This is a genomic window from Porphyromonas crevioricanis (assembly GCF_900167225.1).
Lineage (GTDB): Bacteria > Bacteroidota > Bacteroidia > Bacteroidales > Porphyromonadaceae > Porphyromonas > Porphyromonas crevioricanis.
Genome location: NZ_FUXH01000002.1, coordinates 168,373 through 187,788, shown reverse-complemented (window position 1 = coordinate 187,788; position 19,416 = coordinate 168,373). Strand labels below are relative to the sequence as shown.

Below are 19,416 nucleotides of genomic sequence, written 5' to 3'. Positions count from 1 at the left end.
TACGAGGTTATCGATTAGTACGTCTTGAGGACTTTGAGCAACTTTTCGTCTTGTGTCTTGAGATCAAAGTATCCTCCATTCATGGCTTTGTGCCAAGTCCCATAGTTGGGGTTGGGTAAAACGATAAAGCAGTGTCCGAACTCCGATGCAAAGGAGTCCAAAGCCTTGTCTCGCACAGAAGGATCAGCAGAATCGAAAATCGAATGAAAATCCCCCAAATTATCTCCCAAGTACATCACAATCTCATAATTGCGTAAGACTTCATCTCGGCGAGCCTGTTTGTCAGAGGTATTTTCTCGAGTAAGCAAATGCGCCTCATCGGCATAAGGGAAACCGAACTTGCGAAGATTTCTCAATGTGCCATCTCGCTCGGCAGCATTGCGATTGGAGATATAAAAGACAGTTACGCCCTTGTCAGCTGCATGTTGGAAGAAACGCACAGCCCCAGCCAGAGTGTCAGCTTCAGCACGATTGCACCACTCCGTCCATGACTCGCTATTGTAGTCATTTCCTTTGAGAGCTTCATGCACACTGTTGGGTGTATTGTCCAATATGGTCTCGTCTATATCCGTAACTATGGCAATAGGTTTTTCCACGGCCGGTCTCATGGCTGAAGTCAAGTGGTCAATCCTATCAGTAGCAACATTGTAGGCCTGCAAGCAAAGGGCCTTGTATTCGGCCGAATGCTGTATCCAGGCAGAGGTATAAAGTTTGCCACCAAGAGTATAGTGTCCATCGGGTAACTGATGGGCTGACCTACGCGACGAACAGGCCGACAAAGAGAACAGCAAGACGCAAGAGAAAATGGAAAAACTCGATTTGATGTTGTTTGTTTTCATAGTATTTATTTAGACGTATGCCTTTGATAACATTTGCGGCAGAGAGGTCTGTATTCGCCCAATTCGCCGAGCATCACTTGTTCTGACCCTTCCACCAAACGATAGCTATAGCTGGCCGGATGACCACAATCTACACAGATAGCGTGTACCTTGCTCACAGAGTCGGCTATTGACAGCAAGTGGGGCATGGGGCCAAATGGTCGGCGCATAAAATCCATATCCAAGCCGGCTATCACGACACGCACTCCGCTATCGGCCAGAGCCGACACAACGTCAGGAAGCTGCTCGTCGAAAAACTGCGCCTCATCTATCCCCACAACATCCACATCCGAAGCCAACAAAAGGATATTGGCGGAATTGTCTACAGGAGTTGAAGCAATGGAATTGCGATCGTGCGATACAACCTCCACATCATCATATCTGGTATCTATAGATGGCTTGAATATCTCTACTCTTTGTTTGGCAATCCCAGCCCGACGCAAACGACGCAGCAACTCTTCTGTTTTGCCACTAAACATCGAACCACAGATAACCTCTATCGATCCCCGCCGGCAACTGTCTGCGCAGTTGCTTTCTATTTCTGTCTGGTCCATGAATTTTGGGAAAATAGATGCTCCACAAAGGTAGGCAAAAAGGAAGGTTTCTTCGTCAATGGTAACAAAGCAAAAAACGAGAAACTTTCTATGGTAGGAAAGTTCCCCGTTTTCTTCATCTCTTTTTATACTTTCCTCCCCTGATATCACTTTCTACCATCCGCCTGTTCAATTTCTCTTTCAATTCATCAAGAAAGTAGGTACGACTTTCGTCTTTACGGTGCTTCATGTTCATATAAACATTGTAACAGTTCTTGATTTCGAATCCGAACACCTCGGAAAGCCTATCCGACAATTCTTCTACACTGATCTCTCCATTATTAATACAGTTGCAGGTATCCAGAGCATAGAGAAGCTCCACTAAATCTACAACCTTTCCTGTCCAGTGAATTGAAGAAGTTTTTTGTAAGTTGGCATCGGAAAAGTTCGTTTTCTTCAGGCCTTTCTCTAAAATCTCCAGTTCAATGGAAAGCACTTGCTCTAGCTCTGAAAAGCAGAGTTGGATAGAAGAACTTACAGAGTGATTTTTTTGTAATGTCTGGAGTATAAACCGAGTATAGTTCATAATGCGAAACAGAGTAGTATCATCGGTTGCTGAATCACTCAGTTCGAGTATTATTTCGATCAACTCATCGGTAGCTTCACGAACTTCTGAAGCGGAGGAACTCTCAGAAGATACAATCTTAAAAGGATCTGTTTGGGTTAGTCTTTTCATATGATTATTTTATTTGAGATTTACCCAGAGTTGAAGGTTGTCAGAGAAGCTACTTCCCTAAAAATCCTGAGAAAAAGTGAGTCAGTAAGTTCTCGGAGTGAATGGTCAATAGGAAATCGACTTCTCGGTGTTCCAGCTTTTTCATAGGTCGCAATGGTACACGACAAAGAGCCTCTTGTCTACCGAGAGTGTCTCTTTCCATGGAAAGAGATAGAATGTTGCCTTTTACAACTTCAACAGCCGATTGGAACTCAATCGATGCTCCCTCCATGAGGACATTGGGACGCTTCTCTCCAAATTTTAATAACACATTTATTTCTGTGGTATCCGCCTTATGTTCACTACCTATCTCATGTATGACAGCTGTCCCGGAATAGACCTGCTTATAGGGGAGGAAGTAGGCTACAGCAACAATGCAAAGCAACACAACTCCAATGGCGGTAATACCATAGCGAACCAGTGAGGATGGAATTTGTCCTACTATACTGCGAACTTTCTCGCTACGAAGCTCAAAACTTCGCTCTTGTTCCTTTTTCTCTTCCATATCAGTTGCCAAGTTCTAATTGATTCTTTACTAAGGCAAAGTATTTACCACGCTTTGCAGTAAGTTCTTCGTGTGTCCCTACTTCTACAATCTTCCCCTCATCCAAAACTACAATTTGGTCGGCATTGCGAACTGTAGAAAGGCGGTGTGCTACCACAACCACCGTTTTCCCTTTATAGAAATCCGAAAGGTTCTCTGTAATGGCGCGCTCGTTGTTGGCATCAAGGGCATTAGTCGCTTCGTCCAAGAAGACAAACATCGGATTCTTATAGACTACTCTTGCTATCAGGATGCGTTGGTCGCTGCCCTTGACTAATGCCTTGTCCATCCTGTCCTATCATGGTATTATAGGCTAAAGGAAGAGCTTCGATGTAGTCTGCGATATTTGCCACACGGGCTGCATGGCGGATACGTTCGATGTCGGGTTCGTCGTCTGATACGGCGATGTTCCTTGCAATAGTATCGGAAAAAAGATAGCCCTCCTGCATCACGGCTCCACATTGACTCCTCCACCACCCGAGATTGTATTCATTTAGATTAGCATTGCCTACCCGAATACTTCCATTCAATAGCTCGTAGAAACCCAGTAAGAGCTTGATTAGTGTAGTTTTTCCACTACCACTTGCACCTACGATTGCCGTTACTTTGCCGTTGGGAATGGTAAGGTTGATGTTAGAGAGAGTATCTTTAGGGCTATATATGTCATATTTGAAAAAAAGGTCTTTGATGGCGATCGAATGCCCATCTGTAGACTCTTCGGTATAGTTATTCCGTGTCCTCTCTGCATTTTCCTCGTTGGTTTCGGTATGTATTTCATTCATACGATCCAAGCTGATGCTCACGTCCTGCCACGAATAAATAAACTGGATAAGTTGCTCCACAGGGCTGTTGAGCTGTCCGATGATGTACTGCACTGCCAGCATCATACCAAGGGTCATATTGCCGTGAATCACAGCTGTCGCTGCGAGAACGGTAATGAGAATATTCTTCACCTCGTTGATAGTAATGCTTCCTGCTTGTTGCACTTGTTGCAGGTTCAGGGATTGCAGATTGATTTTGAAAAGATCAGCTTGAACATCTTCCCACTCCCAACGTTTACGTTGTTCACACCCTTGTAGTTTAATCTCCTGCATACCCCCTATAAGCTGATAAGTTACATTGCGATTGCGACCTGATTGCTCAAAATACTTGTAGTCCAATTGCCTGCGCTTCTTGAGAAACAGGATAATCCAACCGGCATAGAGAGATGTCCCCAAAAGGAAGACAAAAATATCCAGAGATTATAGATGGCAAGGACGACTCCAAAAGCGAGGAAAGTAAAGAAAGAAAAAAGCAAACTCAGACTGCTTGAGGTAAGAAACTGCTCTACCCGATGATGGTCTTCTATGCGTTGCAAAAGATCACCCGTTAGCTTAGTGTCAAAGAACCTCATCGGAAGCTTCATCAACTTGATGAAGAAGTCCGAGATGAGAGAAATATTGATACGAGTCGAGATATGTAGGAGTATTTTAGAACGGATAAAGTCAATGGCTGTACGACTAAACAGAAGCATCATCTGCGCCAACAACACAAGCCACACAAAGCCTATATCTTTTCCCCCAATCCCCATGTCCACAATAGCTTGAGTGAGAAAAGGAAAAACTAGCTGAAGTAGTGAACCAAGCAACAATCCCAATATCAATTGTGCAAAGAAACGCTTGTACTTCTTGAGATAAGCCCAAAGAAAACTGATCCGACTCTGTGTAGTCGTTTCTGTATCCCTTTGAGCATAAAATTGCTCTGTTGGCTCAAGAAGCAAGGCTATTCCCTTTTCTATACCGTCAATTTGAGTACTTATCCAATGTTCGCAGAACTCATCTTCATCATAAGTTATAAGTCCTCTACTTGGATCTGCTACACAGATTGAGTACTGTCCTACTCTGTAGTTCTTTATTTTGTAAACAACAACAAAATGATTTTGATTCCAATGAACAATACAAGGGAGCGATACCTTGTTGGCAAGCATCTCTAAACTTAATCGCCCTCCGATTGTCTTAAAACCGATTCTTTCAGCTGCTTTACTTATGCCAAGCAAAGAAACGCCATCCTTTCCTAAGGCACAAAAGTGCCGTAATTCATCCCTATCCACAGGCCGCTTGTAATGCTTGGCAATCATTGCTAAACATGCTGGACCACAATCCATACCATCAGTCTGTTCGATATAATGCATAATGTATTTATTCTCATGGAATTCCTTAGGAGTCCAAATAAAATTTTTGTTGATCAGAAAGCTCCGCTATCGTTATCATTATTATTCAATGAACGAGCCTTCATATTTGAATTACCAGAAGACGAATCTATACTCATTCCAAGCGTAATTACTGTGCGTTGGTCTTGGATTATTGTTTTTGACTGCATCTGAACCAAGCTTGTTGGATTTGTGCGTGACCACTGCTCTGGTTCAGTGAGGAACCAAATACCATTAAGAGAGAAAGTGTAGTTTTTAATCCGATATCTCAAGCCGATATTGGAAGTAACATCACCAGCATTAATCGTCAAGCCAGACATATACTCACGAAAGAGAGAACCTTGATAGAAAGCAGAAAAGCGACCAAGATTGAGATCAATCTGATAGTTAATCGGTGTTCCAAAGTAAGTAATACGCTTCATCGAGTGGGGAGTAAGTGAATGATGACTCAGACTGCCATTGATTGTGAAAGTCAGTAATTCTTTGGAAAAAAACGAGTAGCGTAAGTTGTACCGTAGAGCTGTAATTGTTTGTCCCTTGGCATTCTCGGGACGTTGTAGCATTTCCTCTCTGTTGAGGATGTAATTAGAAAAGATTGGACTCCACTGTTGAGTAAGAATTGGAGAGAGGGAACAATAGAAGTTATTATAACTCATCGTATAGTGAATTCCTATCGTTGCATTCGTCGTCCCTTTCAGATTTGGATTTCCACTGTAACGTAAGCCTTGTATCAAGGAGCGAGTATTCTTAGTTCGAAGACTCAAAGATGGCTCGTTGTAACTATATGCGGTTTTGAAAACAAGTTTATGATGAGGATTTATTTGATAATAGACCGACAAATCCGTCTGTGGCAACAAGTTTGAAAGTTCTGCTTCATAAGCCTTACTGTACAGGTAGCCTAAACCAATACGCCCTACAAAAGTCCATGAATCAAGCTGTTGCACATAGTCTCCATAAAGATCAATGCTATGTTGTGTTGAGTGGTAATTGTTTGTCGACTGAAGGTCTTTGATAGATGTATTAAGTAGAGAGCCTGCATAACGCATCCCTAATGAGTACACATTCTTGTCTAAAATATGCGTAAAGTCTGTCTGCAAAATAGTCGAATATTTGACATTGCTTTGTGTCATGTCGTTGCTCAAAAGTCGTACTCCGCTCATCGCATCCCACTCACTGTTTTTGTAAGCCTGCCAAACTCTATAATTCGTGAACACTAGATTGTTTGACAGGTATTTGTTTGATGCAAAGTAGTAGCGCTGGAAAACATCGACTGAGGGATAAATCATACTAGTTCGATCACAGGCATTCCCCTTCAGTTTCGCCTCTTTCGCCAGGGAAATATCACTCATATAGCTGTTGTAGCTATGCGAAAAATTTGGCTTAATAACCACTTGCAATATCTGCTTCTGTGGATTATTATAGATGTAATAAAGCGCAGGCAAATGCATGTGCATATCTTTTGTTCCTTGTAAATCCTGCTGCCGGTCTACTGAGCCAGAGGGAAGTGTAAACTGATAAGACTCCTTCCCGATCAGTTCCGTAAAACGACGACGTGTATACGAATACTGTATTGCCACACTCTTTTGTCCTTTGTTATACACTGCATAAGCAAACCCATTAGTATAGCCTGAAGAAGGGCATATCGATTGATCGGCAGAGAATCCAACAGCATAGCCTTGCGTGCGATCAAAAGTCGTTACATTGATCACGCAGTCATATGCCATATAGCGGGCTGGCGGTGTATCGTAGACCTCTATCTTTTTCACATCTTGTGTTGGGATCGCTTTCAGTTCGGCTTCGGTAGAAGGGATATCATTAATGAGGATAAGGAAAGATGCGCCATTGGCAAACTCAATAGACTGACTTGAAGGATTAATCCGTAGTTCTGGCACAACTCGCATCAATTCGAAGGCTGAACGAACTCGGTTTGCTACAGAAGTCGGAATCCTATAGATAGTTTTCTCCCCCTTATGCTGTATGTAATTGGCTGTCACCATTACGGTCGAGAGTTCTTTCCACTCCATTTCCATTGTAATCATCCCCAAGTGCACAGCCTGCTTCCCGACCAATACATTTGCAGAATAAGGCTTGTAGCCTAAAGACGAAGCACACAAAACGTATTCGTCAGCAGGGATTTTCTCAAAAGAGAATAGACCCGCACTATCAGTCACTGTATAGAACTTCTGTTTTAGAGTATCTGTGGACGAATACAGGGCTATCACCACATTTGACAGAGGCTTTGCTTCTGAATCAACAATACCTCCATCAAGCATTTGACCACAAGCTACTCCTATACTTGCACTCCAGAGGAATATCAACAATAGAATGGATCGTTTCATATGTTATATCTTTCAACTTCACTTATGTATTGTAATATCGAATCTTCTATACTAAAGTCTCCTAAACTCATTTTACAGTACCTCTTTCCATCCAGATATTCTGAACTTTTGGGACATCTCCCCATGCAAATAGGGAGATGTTTGCACTCCATACAATTATCACATTCAAAGCGAATCTTGTAGTAATCTTCGAGGAACCCTTGTTGCCACTCTATTTGCCCATCAGCTTTCAGTTTCCCTGGAGGGTTATTTGTATACAGAGTTTTTTCATCTGCCGTACACTTTAAGACATCTCCATTCCAATTTATCGTATTGAAAAACTTCTTATCAGCATAGCATGTTTTGAAGTCAAGATTTAAGTCATTCATGACAGGTGTTTGGTATCCAGAGTCTCGAAATAGTTGCGATATCTCAGTTATTAAACTGACTCTTCCTCTATCAACACTCTCCTGCCACACCTTGCGAAAAAAGACATCTACACGACTTCTATTTTTCACAGATATAAAATTATTCACTTGACTTACTATCTCTTTCGAAAGATTTTCTCTAGTATAATTTAGTCTTAGATATAATCTAAAGGTTTCGTTTAGAGTTAAATATTGCTCCATATTAGAAAGAGATATTGAAAAAGCAGAACGATTTTCACCTGCATACTTTACCTGATCATGCACATCCTGTAGACCATCTAGAGTAAGTTGAAGTTGTGAAATCTTTATGGATTTCATGGATTTTTGAATAGTCGAATTGATATAATAACCATTCGTTGTAGCCGTGTTTCTGAACTGAATATTATTCTCCCTGCACAAAATCTGGGCAAATTGACTGAGAGGCTTTATGACGTCGTTATAATACATAAAAGGCTCGCCTCCAAACCATTCTATATGAAGAGATGTTATTTGAAAATTTTTTATTACGTATGAAATATGTTTCTTTATTTTCTCCATGGTTTCTGTACTCATATGTGATGGTAAATGCTGCTGATAACAATACCAACACTTGTAATTACAGTTTACGGTTGGAAGTATTATGAGGAAATAATTGCGTTCATTAACAGCGTCGTTGTACCGACTCTTGATAATGGAAAATTCATCGAATTTATCATCGACAATAAATCCACTTTTTACAAGTTGATTATAGAAATTAGGCGAGTTTTTTCCAAAGAAGAAATCTTATTATCTCTAAGCAAGTTTTGAATTCGGTCGCTTAATTTATGGGCAACCTTAAAATAGCATCGAGATAGTCCATTGAACCAAATAATATTGTCAGATGTGGTTATTCGATAATTATATTTACTTTCTTTTTTCGTCGACATAAGAATTAATATTAAGAGAGAACAAAGCAGTGATATGAATTTATAATACAAATCTTGCTTCGTTCTCTCACTTTGCTTTAACTAAAGCTTAGGCTTTTCAATAGGATCAGTCGGTTTGCAACCACATTGAGGAACGCAATTACCCGAAAAGGTTGGCTTGCATGCGACATATAATGTAACATCACAGACCGTAGCAATGTTGCTCCCTTCTAGACTTTCTTGTGGAGATAATCCTCCCTTGATTTCGATCATATCCAGTGCTTGAAAAATGTCACTAGGCACAAGATTTTGTCCTTTTATTTTTTCCATTTTAATTAGGGATTATTTCATGCATACTAACAAAGTGCTTCTGCTTTCACTCTCTCTGGGTATTTAATGAATTTCTACGATCGCTCGAATACAAATTAATCACCCTTTTTAAGACCAAGGATTGAGGACCCTTGCTCAAAAGAATCGAAACAAAATAGGTGATCAGCCTTATTGCTAAATCGAATCTCTGAGAAACAGATTAGACAAGTCTTCTCTGTTGTGTATTGTTCATATCATATGAATCAACTCTGTCTTCAGATGTAATGAGAACCTCTTTTATTGTTTTATGCTTTGCTTAATTCGGTAATTAGGATAAAGCCTTCCCATAAAAAGTAAAAAGGACTGTCCCATAAGAGAAACGACCACTTTCTGGATCATGCTCCTGCATCTTTTCTTGCCATGATGAATAATGTACCTTGAGATACAGAACAAAACCCATAAAACTAGCTGCTGTAGCCGACGCTCCTAGAGTCTCTGAAAAATGGAGCATTCTTTTACCAACTATCCTGGTACAATGAGCTAAAAAATCTTTCAAGGGTGTTGTCGACTCAGGAGATTCAATGAAACTCTCTCCTTCTCGAAAAAAATTAAATACAAAACGATCAGCCACCTGATTGAAGATATCTTCTTTTCCTTTGAAGTGATGGAACATCTCTCCTCGTGAAATATTCGTTGCTTTGACCAAATCTGCAAAGCTGACCGCATCATATCCCTTAAACAAAAGAATAGCCTGAAAGCCTCCTTCAATACGATTTCTTTGTTGTTTGTTCGTGCCATCATCTTAAATAAAACAGAACGTTCATTCTTATACTATGAGTGCAATGTTATAAAAGAATATTGGATTAGCTAAATTTTGAAATGATTTTTCTTTTGAAGCCATTTCTATCCATATCGAAGCCACAAGTACGCACTTATTTCATACCTGCAACACACTCTTTATCTATGGTTTACTTTTGTCCGTGCACCGCTGTTGGTGTCATTAGATACATTGTAATATGGACGAAAAAATCAAAGACCAAGAAGTCCTTTTGGTCAAAGAACAGAAGGATCAGAGTCTCCGAGCTGTTGCCGGAGCAGATGAGAAAGGCGAACTAAAAACAGTTCCACCCACCGCCAAGCATGAACAGAGCTTTCTGAAATTCGACAAGCACAGCAACGCACTGGAGAATTTCCTTTCCAACTTCATGCGACAGTTCAAGCATCCTACACCGCTGAACTTCTTCAAAGTGCCTTTTGAGAATGCCGTTGCCAGTGCACGCGTACTCTCGGAGATGCTCAAAGCACCGGATGTCCCCTCCAATAAGGATATGCTGGACTCCGCCCGTATCAATCCTTCGGACTATGCGAGGGAGCAGAAACAGTCCTTTCAAAGCATCGACCCCGATAAGGTGAAGTGGGAGCAGTTCGAGCAGATGGGCGTAAGCCGTGAAAGTCTGGAAAAGGGTAAGCATCTTGAGGACTTGCTTCAATACCGCAAAACTTCACTTATTCCCATCAGCATTAAAATTGGGGAAGTCTCCCTTTATACCGATGCCCGTCTTTCTCTGAAAGTCTCGGGAGACGGGACGTTCATTCCCGTTGTCCATGCCATCCGCAAAGAGTCTCAATTGGAGTGCGAGTTCTTTGGGCATACCTTCACTGAAGAGGATAAGAAAGCCCTCCAAAGAAACGGGCAATCTAGGTCGTACCGTGGATTTAACTTTTCCCATAAAAGACACACATCACAAAATCCTTTTGCACAGCCATCTACCCGGACTTCTCTATCGTGTAGAAATAAGCCAAGGCCTATCTAAAAAACGACAAGGACAAGGTTTTTATACAGTCCAAGCTCAAAGCTATTACTCCTTGTCATCCGAGCGAGTCAAGAGCTTGGGGGGGGCCTTTATCTTCCTCTCTTTCTGTCCCTTTCGGGACGAAGGGTAAGAAGAGCATCCGCAGCAACCCGATTCGTTTGCCGTAGGAGCTCTCCACCAACGGACAATCCGGCAGATGATATAGATCAACACACCGGCCCCTATGAGGTATGTGAAGTAGTCTTGCCACATGGCGTCTATCCTATTCGCGGTAATAAAGGCGTTTCACTCTGGGAGAGAGAGAGGAGAGTAGCTCATATGGGATTGTATCGAGCCGGGTTGCTATCTCTTCAATAGGGATACGGGGATCACCGAAAAGAGTAACACGCTGCCCCTCAACTGCATTGGTCTCAGTGACATCTATCATACAGGTATCCATGCAAATATTCCCCACAGTGGGACAGAGTTTGTCTCCGACCAATACTTGTCCAACTCCCAAACCAAGGCAACGCCTATACCCATCAGCATAACCAATCGGAAGCACAGCGATACGCATATTATGATCACACACTCCCTTGCAGCCATAGCCTACGGGCTCTCCTGCAGGTATTTCCTTGATTTGCAAAATAGTAGAGCGCAAACGCACCACATCCTGCAGCCCTTCCCTGCCGTTAGGGCTGATCCCATACAATCCGATACCAAGGCGCACCATATCATACTGATACTCGGAGAAACGTTCTATCCCGGCCGTATTGAGGATATGCATCAAAGGCTTATTGGGCAGCCGGGCAGCGAGTGCATGAGCTGCGTGATCGAAGGTTCGTATCTGTTGCAGAGTAAACTGGTCGAACTCCGGTGTATCTGCTGCTGATAAATGAGAAAAGATACTGGCAACCTCCACCTCAGGATGGAGCAAAAGCAACTGCGCAAGCTCATCCATATCATTGGGAGAAAAGCCCAAACGATGCATCCCGCTGTCTACCTTGATGTGAATAGGATAAGACCGGAGTCCGTGCTCCATAGTTGCCGCCATAAACTTCCGCAGCAAGGAAAAGCTATAGATCTCCGGCTCAAGTTTGTATTCCAGCAAAGTACTCCATGTTGTCGGCTCGGGGTTCATCACAATGATAGGCATACGCACTCCTCTCTCCCTCAATTCTTTTCCTTCATCTGCCACAGCAACAGCCAAATAATCAACATGGCAGTCTTCCAATGTTTTGGCAAGCTCATAGGATCCCACACCATAGCCACGTGCCTTGACCATACAAATCATTTTGGTCTCGGGCTTGATAAGAGAGCTGTAATGCTCCACATTCTGTGCAATAGATTGCAGGTTGATCTCCAAAGTTGTCTCATGTACCTGCTTAGACAATCTGTCGCAAATCTGCTCAAAGCGGAACTGCCTTGCCCCTTTGATCAAGATACAGGCTCCAGAAATGGATTTAAGTTCTTGAGATTCAAGCAAATCGGCTGTTGTTTCGTAGAAAGAACAATCGATCCCTTCGAAAGACGTTCTTTGTTTGGCCAGCTCTCTTCCCACAGCAAAAAACTTATCCACCTTGCGGTCGCGTATCAAGGCGGCCACATTGCGATAGAGCGTTTTGGGCAACATTCCGCTCTCCAATATATCACTCAAGATCAGTACCCGTCTCATCCCTGGCGTACGAACCCTGCGCTGCTGAAAGTCCAAAGCTATATCGAGGGAACCATAATCGTTGTTGTACGAATCATTGATTACGATATTTCCATGGTTCCCCTCTTTCAATTCAAGACGCATAGCCACCGGCTCCAGTTTGAGGAAAGGATCGGCATTGCTCAGCATGGCTGGTTTGAGGTAAAGCAGCACAGCAATACAGTGAATCACATTCTCGATAGAGGCCTTGTCGGTAAAAGGAATCACAAAGCTCTCTATCAAACCCATGAAACATACTGTAATGGAAGTCATTTCTTCAGTCGAAGTCACATCTTCCACAAAAAGCGGGGCCGAACGATCCCTCATGCTCCAACCCAGGCCACGAGCCTCCAGACCAGAGGATCGAATTGCATTGCGAATAAGTTCATTATCGGCATTATAAATCACAACCCTACAATCCAGAAAGAGCAGCAACTTCTCCTGCAACTTCTCTTCCATGGTTTTGAAATTCTCTTGATGAGCCGTGCCGATACAAGTAAAGACACCGATAGTCGGCTTGATAATCCTGGCCAATCGGGCCATCTCACCAACTCGAGAAATACCGGCTTCGAATATCCCCAGGTTATGCCCCTCTCCCATATTCCAGACACTCAAGGGGACCCCGATCTGAGAGTTATAACTACGTGGGGAACGGACAATAGAGAAATCTTTGCGAAGCAGCTGGTTCAAAAACTCCTTTACAACTGTCTTACCATTGCTACCCGTGATCCCTATCACTGGATAGGAAAACTTCTTGCGATGAGCAATAGCCAATAGTTGCAGAGCCTTGAGCGTATTCTCCACCCGAAAGAAATTGGCCTCCGGAAATAAATCTATCCACAAATGGAGAGGTTGCTCTATCATAAAGCTACGCACACCACGGCCATACAACTCCTCTATATATTTATGCCCATCTCCATGCTTGGAGACAAGAGCTATGAACAGAACTCCCTGCGGATTAGTCAGAGAACGACTATCGGTAAGCAGGATCGTAATATCCCCCTTGTGCTGCAATCGAGATTCCAAGACCTTGCATACATCCGTAACTTCAGAGACAGATACCATGATAGTAGATTGTTAGATGTTTATATAAGGGTATTTGGCCCGAATTTGTTGCCTTTTTACTTCTATTTTTTGCTGCAATTCATCAGTGGCAGATGGTTGCAGAGGGCGGTGATTTTGCAGCAGGCGAAGTGCACGAACTTGAGACATGGCTTCTCTGACCGATTCTTCTATCAAAGCATCGGTAAATCGCTCCCGTATGATACGTACGGCCAAGGCAGATGGGTGCTTGAGGTCGTCTGCATAAAAACGATAATCTCGCAGTTCATCCATCATAATCTCAAAAGCAGGGAAATAGTGCACTCTATCAGGGGCAATTGTTTGCAACTCATTACAAAGCAAGAGGAGTTTGGCCTTACTTAGAGCATTAGCCGTAGCTCCGTCACCCAAATGACGTATAGGGCTCACCGTCAGAAGGATATTTAGCCGAGGATAACAGGATAGCAACTCCTGTACAAGACCCGACCACTTGTCAATCAGCTCCTGCAGAGGTACGTCTCTACGCAAAAAACGATCAGCCGGCAACTTGTGACAATTGGCCACCACTTCTCCGCTCTCACGCAAATGATACACCCGAGCCGAACCGAAAGTAAGGGCCAAAAGCGAGCAAGAAGGCAAGAGACGAGCAGCTTCTGACAACTGTGTATTCATCGCTTCCAGAGCCAACTCGACACTGGGATGAGAAAAAGAGCTGTGGTGCATATAACTACTCCAGCGACCTTCATGAAAAAACAAATCCGAAGACAAAAAAGGATCAGGCTGTCGCAGACGGTCGATAGCTCCGGCTATGGAAAGCGGATTGTACAAGACCCCAAAAGGATTGACCACAGTGGGGAAAGCCAGCTCCGAAAGGTAATCTCCGATATGACGAGAAAAACAAGAGCCGAGAAAAAAGATGCAATCCCGATAGCCGATGCGAAAAGGGTAACGGGGCAGTACAACCGGAGTGGAAAGTTCTATCATTGAGGCATTGGCACCCTGCTATAAGGTCGGTCTCCGTCCAAAAAGCCGAGTACATTGTTACACAACTCCACGGCCATCTCTACCCTGCTATCGTAGGTTTGAGTACCGATATGCGGAGTCAGACAAACATTGGGCAAATCATAAAGCTCGGGTAAAGGTTCGTCATGAAACTCAAAGACATCCAAACCGGCTGCCGCAATGAGGTTTGTTCGAAGAGCTGCTACCAAAGCATGCTCATCCACCACAGCCCCACGAGAAGTATTGATGAGAATGGCAGAGGGCTTCATCATCTCGAACTCCTTCTGCCCTATGTAATGGTGTGTATCGGGAGTATAGGGTGTGTGCAGGGAAATGACATCGGAGCGTCTGAGCAGCTCCTCCTTGTCTATGTATTCGATATCCAAACGCTCCTCATCCAACGGATCCAGGCGATGACGTTTATTGTAGAGGACTTTCATTCCAAATGCCTTACAGCGTCTGGCTACTGCGGCTCCGATATTACCAAAACCCAATATGCCTATTGTCTTGCCATAGAGGTTGGAACCTAATCGGGAGAGACGCCCTCGATCGACTTTCTCACGTTCGCAGCGGAAGACCTTGTCCCATTCGCATATCCGGCGCGTACAGCCCAATAGCAGTGCCAAAGCCAAATCTGCGGTAGGCTCTACCACAGCATGGGGCGTATTGCACACCACGATCGAGCGACGTGCTGCTGCGGCCAAGTCTATATTATTGTAGCCAACAGCATAGTTGGCAATCAGACGCAACTGGCTGCCACGCTCTATCAGTTCGCTATCCACTGGTATATCAAATACGGAACAGAGAACCTCATATTCAGGTATCATCTCCAAAAGCTCCTCGCGACTAAAATCTCGCCCCTTGGGAGGGAAAGTAAGCTCATGCTTGCGTTTCAATTCCTCAAAACCTTCTTCAACTGTGTCGAAGGCGATCAAAATCTTTGCCATATCTCTATAGTCTATTAGTAGACAGATGTCGTTTTTTGTGTTTTCGCAAAGTTAAGAGATAATTGCTTGCAAGCCTAAGCGAAAAGGCGGCAGGGAAAATAGGTTCAGATAGAGGCTTTACTCGAGGCTAACTGTCGAAACAAACCCTTTTGAGCGGGTCTCAAAATGACAAGTTTTACTTACCATTTTGTTGACTTTGCAGAATACGGTAATCTCGAAATTGGGATTGAGAGTGCAGAGAATATACTTGTCATATATGACCAGGCCCGAATGTCGATAATAAGGCAGCGAGTGCTGCGTCATGCAACAGTATCGAAACCAACGTCTACGAAACGAAGCAACAGGAGGCTATGCCATGGTTTCGAATGAGCGAATACGACAATGGACCACCTCGTCTATCGACAGGGCAGTCCATTGTTTGTCTCAAAGAGGGATCCGATCCTCCTCTTATCAGAAAGCGTAAGTCCGGATAAAGTCCGTAGCCAGCTGTATTTGTCTATACATCACGACATCATCCTCTACTCTGGGGACGTTGATACGCAAGGCAGCCAACATAGCCTCCAATTTGGGAGATGTGCGTGTCGGTCTTCTAAACTCGAAAGCCTGAGCTGCGTTAAGCAACTCAATACCAAAGATGCGCTCTATGTTCTCAATCAGTGGGATGAGCTTAGTAGCAGCATTCGCACCCATGGAGACATGGTCTTCCTGCCCGTTGCTTGATACAATACTATCACTGGCGGCAGAGTGGCAATACATCTTGTTTTGGCTTACCATAGCAGCCGCAGCGTACTGCGGGATCATAAAGCCACTATTCAGACCGGGATTAGCTACGAGGAACTCGGGCAAATCTCTCAAGCCCAATATCAGCTGAGCTACACGACGCTCAGAGATATTACCCAACTCAGCCAAAGCGATGGCCAAGAAGTCATAAACCAACGCCAAAGGCTGACCATGGAAGTTACCCCCAGATACCACCATGTCATCATCGGGGAATACTGTGGGATTATCGGTCACGCTGTTGATCTCCGTCACAACCACCGAGCTGACATAGTCGATAGCATCGCGGCTGGCTCCGTGCACCTGCGGAATACAACGGAAGCTATAGGGATCTTGCACTTGCTTCTTGGGTTTGGCCACCTGTTCGCTGCCCTCCAGCAATTCACGCATATGACGAGCTACAGTGAGCTGCCCCTTGTGTGGGCGAATAGTATGAAGTCTGTCGTCGAAAGGAGCTACCAATCCGTCGAAAGCATCCAAAGACAAAGCTCCCATATAGTCGGCTATATTCATCAAGCGGCGAGCCTTGAGCAAGGCATAAACGCCATGTGAACTCATAAACTGTGTACCGTTGAGCAAGGCCAATCCTTCTTTGCTCTTCAGTGTCACAGTATCGAGTTTCAGCTCTGCAAGTACTTCGCATGAGGGGCGTTTGCTTCCCTTGTAGTTCATCTCTCCCTCTCCGATCAGGGGAAGGAAAAGGTTGGCCAAAGGGGCCAAGTCTCCGGAGGCACCGAGAGAACCACGATCATAGACAACAGGCAAAGCTCCGGCATTCAAGAAATCAAGAATGCGCTGCACAGTCACTACCTGCACACCACTGTTGCCGATAGACAGAGCATGAGCCTTGAGCAAAAGCATCAGGCGCACAATGTCCGGATTTACCTCATTGCCACAGCTGCAAGAGTGACTCTTAACCAGATTTTCCTGCAAACGGGTCAATTCGTCTGCACTGATTGATCGATTGCAAAGCGAACCGAAACCAGTCGTAATCCCATAAAGAGGTCGGTCGCTCTCCTTTACTTTATTATCGAGATAGTTGCGGCAATGCTCAATTCTCTTTACAGCAGCATCGGACAAACGCAACTCGAAGTCTCCGTGGAGAAACTCCTCTAAGAAGTCAAGAGTAAGATCTTGAGCCCCTACTTCGTATATTTTCTTAGCCATAATGATCAAAGCTGGGTTTTGGTGTATTCGATGATAGCAGCTTCGCGCTTGGTTGTATCCGCCTCAATGTGGTCAGCCTCTGCCTGCAGCTGAGAAACAAACTCCTGATCCTTGATAGATCCAAGATTGATTCGCACATTGAACAAGGCACCATAGATAGCTGTGCGAGCGCACATCATAGCTACACAGCCATCCGTGATGGCATTTTGGTTGCCATGACGTACCACCTGCTCGATATTGTCCAACAAAGAGTAAGTGCGACGAGCCACTTCCATAGGCACACTGGCTGCAATCTTCGTTGTCTCTTGGATCTTGGCCGAGCGAGCAGCCTTTTCTTCATCCGTATCCTTCGGCATCTTGAATGCATCGAATACCAAATTGTAGGCATCGCTGTCACGATCAATATCCAGCACCAATTCTTTCTGGATAGCGGCAGCTTCGCCGGCAATACGCTTCATTTGCTCCTCTACCTCGGCATATTTTTTCTTACCGATAGTCAGATTGGCTACCATTTCGGCAAGCGCAGCAGCAATAGAACCATTGAGAGCAGAAATACTGCCACCTCCGGGCACCGGTTCCTGTCCGGCTGTTTCGGCCAGAAAACCCTTTACAGTTAGATCTGTAAGCATAAGTAATTGATATTGTATTTAGTTTGTGGTATTACTATTTCACAGCTCCGTCCTCGGCCAAGCATATACATGACCATCTTTCACCGTTGCTCGAACCAAATTCATAGCAAAGTGATAGGAAAGGAACTTATATGAGGGATAACGAATGATACACAAATCTCCGGGTTTGCCCTCGTCTATACTACCCGTCTGATCGGCCAAGCCAAGCGCAGCTGCCCCATTGATTGTAAGGGCTGTAATAGCTTCTTCCACCGTCATATTCATGTAGATCGTCGCCAAAGCTATCAAAAGTGGCATGGAACAGCTAAAGCATGAACCCGGATTAAGGTCACTGGCAAGAGCTACAGCACAGCCGTTGTCGATCATCTTACGCCCCGGAGCAAAAGGCTCTTTGAGGCTGAAAGCAGTAGCCGGCAAAAGAGTTGCAACGGTCTGTGAATTGGCCAAAGCCTCTATCCCCTTATCGGAGATCTGCAAAAGGTGGTCGGCAGAGAGACAACCCAGCTCGGCAGCCAACTCAGCACCGGCGAAAGAAACGATCTCATCGGCATGCATCTTCAACTTCAGGCCAGCCTCCTTGGCTGCCGCCAGATAGCGACGGGTCTGGGCGTGGTCAAAGACTCCCTTTTCCGTAAAAATATCACAACAGCGGGCAATGCCCTGCTTCATCACAGCCGGAAGTACTTCTCTGTTGAGATAATCGATGAATTCATCCTCACGACCAGCATATTCGGGAGGTGTACTGTGTGCTCCCATATAGGTTGGAAAAATCGTCATCGGATGCTCCTGCTGCAACTCTGCTACGACTTCCAGCTGCTTCAACTCGGCCTCCAGCTCCATACCATAGCCACTCTTGGCCTCCACGGTAGTGACACCTTGTGCCAGCATTGCGTCCAAATGCGCACGGGCCGACTCTTTGAGCTGCTCCTTCGATTCGCCTCGGGTGGCTTTCATCGTGTTGTTGATCCCCCCTCCGCGCTCCATGATGCTCATATAGCTGTCACCACGCAGACGCCACTGAAACTCGTCTTCGCGAAATCCGCCGAAAACCAGATGCGTATGGCTGTCTACAAAACCAGGCAACACACAACAGCCTGCTGCATCATAGACATCACAGCCTTTCGTCAGTTCAGGGTCTACACCGTCCATAAGTCCAGCATAGGCAATTTTCCCCTCTCGTATCACTACAGCTGCGGGGCCTTCTATCAGGCCGATATCGTTCATCGCTTCGGCTCCTCTCTTGGCCTCCCTACCCGAGCAGGTAACCAACTGAGCGATGTTTTTGACAAATAAATTCTTGCTCATATCAAGTGAGATATTGTTTGCTTTTGCCACATACAAGGCTATCGCCACCTGTGACTTACCACTTTGATAGAGACATTGCAAGAAACAGTCGGATCTCAACACTTGAAAAGAAAGGCCCCAAGATTAAGGGGCCGAGAATCGAGAACCCAAAATACATACCCCGATGCGTGCAAACAAAATCAGAAGCAACACGGCGAGAGTATGT

General features: G+C 44.5%; 15 protein-coding genes and 2 pseudogenes. 1 reads left to right on the top strand and 16 read right to left on the bottom strand.

Annotated features, from left to right (window positions below):
• Positions 1–14: 14 nt before the first annotated feature.
• The 9 genes and pseudogenes from B5D48_RS01985 to B5D48_RS01945 all read right to left on the bottom strand — a co-directional run bounded on the left by B5D48_RS01985 (position 15) and on the right by B5D48_RS01945 (position 9,599).
• Positions 15–839 (bottom strand): 5'-nucleotidase, lipoprotein e(P4) family, encoded by an 825-nt coding sequence (locus B5D48_RS01985; protein ID WP_023938002.1) that lies wholly within the window; start codon positions 837–839, stop codon positions 15–17.
• A 5-nt stretch (positions 840–844) separates the two neighbouring features.
• Positions 845–1,432 carry a thymidine kinase gene (locus B5D48_RS01980; protein WP_036887396.1) on the bottom strand — a complete coding sequence of 196 codons (588 nt, stop codon included), beginning with the start codon at positions 1,430–1,432 and terminating at the stop codon, positions 845–847.
• Positions 1,433–1,547: 115 nt separating this feature from the next.
• Complete coding sequence (locus tag B5D48_RS01975) at positions 1,548–1,937, bottom strand: RteC domain-containing protein (RefSeq protein ID WP_078801654.1); 390 nt, start codon at positions 1,935–1,937, stop codon at positions 1,548–1,550.
• 259 nt (positions 1,938–2,196) lie between these two features.
• Positions 2,197–2,691 carry a hypothetical protein gene (locus B5D48_RS01970; RefSeq protein ID WP_042120396.1) on the bottom strand — a complete coding sequence of 165 codons (495 nt, stop codon included), beginning with the start codon at positions 2,689–2,691 and terminating at the stop codon, positions 2,197–2,199.
• 1 nt (position 2,692) lies between these two features.
• A pseudogene (locus B5D48_RS01965) lies at positions 2,693–4,900 on the bottom strand (peptidase domain-containing ABC transporter).
• 53 nt (positions 4,901–4,953) lie between these two features.
• Entirely contained in the window at positions 4,954–7,257 is a 2,304-nt protein-coding gene (locus B5D48_RS01960) for a TonB-dependent receptor (protein WP_023938009.1), read from the bottom strand.
• A complete protein-coding gene (locus tag B5D48_RS01955) occupies positions 7,254–8,282 on the bottom strand; it encodes a radical SAM/SPASM domain-containing protein (RefSeq protein ID WP_262501288.1) in 1,029 nt (342 codons plus the stop codon). The genes B5D48_RS01960 and B5D48_RS01955 overlap by 4 nt, the downstream gene beginning before the upstream one ends.
• Positions 8,283–8,650: 368 nt before the next feature.
• A complete protein-coding gene (locus B5D48_RS01950; protein ID WP_023938012.1) occupies positions 8,651–8,878 on the bottom strand; it encodes a hypothetical protein in 228 nt (75 codons plus the stop codon).
• Between the two features lie 307 nt (positions 8,879–9,185).
• The gene (locus B5D48_RS01945; RefSeq protein WP_023938013.1) at positions 9,186–9,599 is read right to left on the bottom strand and encodes a TetR/AcrR family transcriptional regulator; all 414 of its coding nucleotides are present in this window, start codon (positions 9,597–9,599) and stop codon (positions 9,186–9,188) included.
• 274 nt (positions 9,600–9,873) lie between these two features.
• On the opposite strand from B5D48_RS01945, the pseudogene B5D48_RS01940 reads away from it, so the two are divergent.
• Positions 9,874–10,594, top strand: a pseudogene (locus tag B5D48_RS01940) (DUF4099 domain-containing protein); the annotation flags it as partial.
• Positions 10,595–10,716: 122 nt separating this feature from the next.
• Here the strand turns inward: B5D48_RS01940 and B5D48_RS09175 are convergent.
• The 7 genes from B5D48_RS09175 to hutI form a co-directional block, all read right to left on the bottom strand.
• Positions 10,717–10,923 (bottom strand): hypothetical protein, encoded by a 207-nt coding sequence (locus B5D48_RS09175; RefSeq protein WP_023938015.1) that lies wholly within the window; start codon positions 10,921–10,923, stop codon positions 10,717–10,719.
• A gap of 10 nt (positions 10,924–10,933) precedes the next feature.
• The gene (locus B5D48_RS01935) at positions 10,934–13,408 is read right to left on the bottom strand and encodes a bifunctional UDP-N-acetylmuramoyl-tripeptide:D-alanyl-D-alanine ligase/alanine racemase (protein WP_023938016.1); all 2,475 of its coding nucleotides are present in this window, start codon (positions 13,406–13,408) and stop codon (positions 10,934–10,936) included.
• 12 nt (positions 13,409–13,420) lie between these two features.
• Complete coding sequence (locus B5D48_RS01930; RefSeq protein ID WP_023938017.1) at positions 13,421–14,368, bottom strand: GSCFA domain-containing protein; 948 nt, start codon at positions 14,366–14,368, stop codon at positions 13,421–13,423.
• The gene (locus B5D48_RS01925; protein WP_023938018.1) at positions 14,365–15,333 is read right to left on the bottom strand and encodes an NAD(P)-dependent oxidoreductase; all 969 of its coding nucleotides are present in this window, start codon (positions 15,331–15,333) and stop codon (positions 14,365–14,367) included. Before B5D48_RS01925 ends, B5D48_RS01930 begins: the two co-directional genes overlap by 4 nt.
• Before the next feature lie 450 nt (positions 15,334–15,783).
• The gene (hutH, locus tag B5D48_RS01915) at positions 15,784–17,277 is read right to left on the bottom strand and encodes a histidine ammonia-lyase (protein ID WP_023938020.1); all 1,494 of its coding nucleotides are present in this window, start codon (positions 17,275–17,277) and stop codon (positions 15,784–15,786) included.
• 5 nt (positions 17,278–17,282) lie between these two features.
• On the bottom strand, positions 17,283–17,906 hold the full coding sequence (locus B5D48_RS01910) for a cyclodeaminase/cyclohydrolase family protein (RefSeq protein ID WP_023938021.1): 624 nt from the start codon (positions 17,904–17,906) through the stop codon (positions 17,283–17,285).
• A gap of 39 nt (positions 17,907–17,945) precedes the next feature.
• Positions 17,946–19,211 (bottom strand): imidazolonepropionase, encoded by a 1,266-nt coding sequence (gene hutI / locus B5D48_RS01905; RefSeq protein WP_036887384.1) that lies wholly within the window; start codon positions 19,209–19,211, stop codon positions 17,946–17,948.
• Between the last annotated feature and the right edge of the window lie 205 nt (positions 19,212–19,416).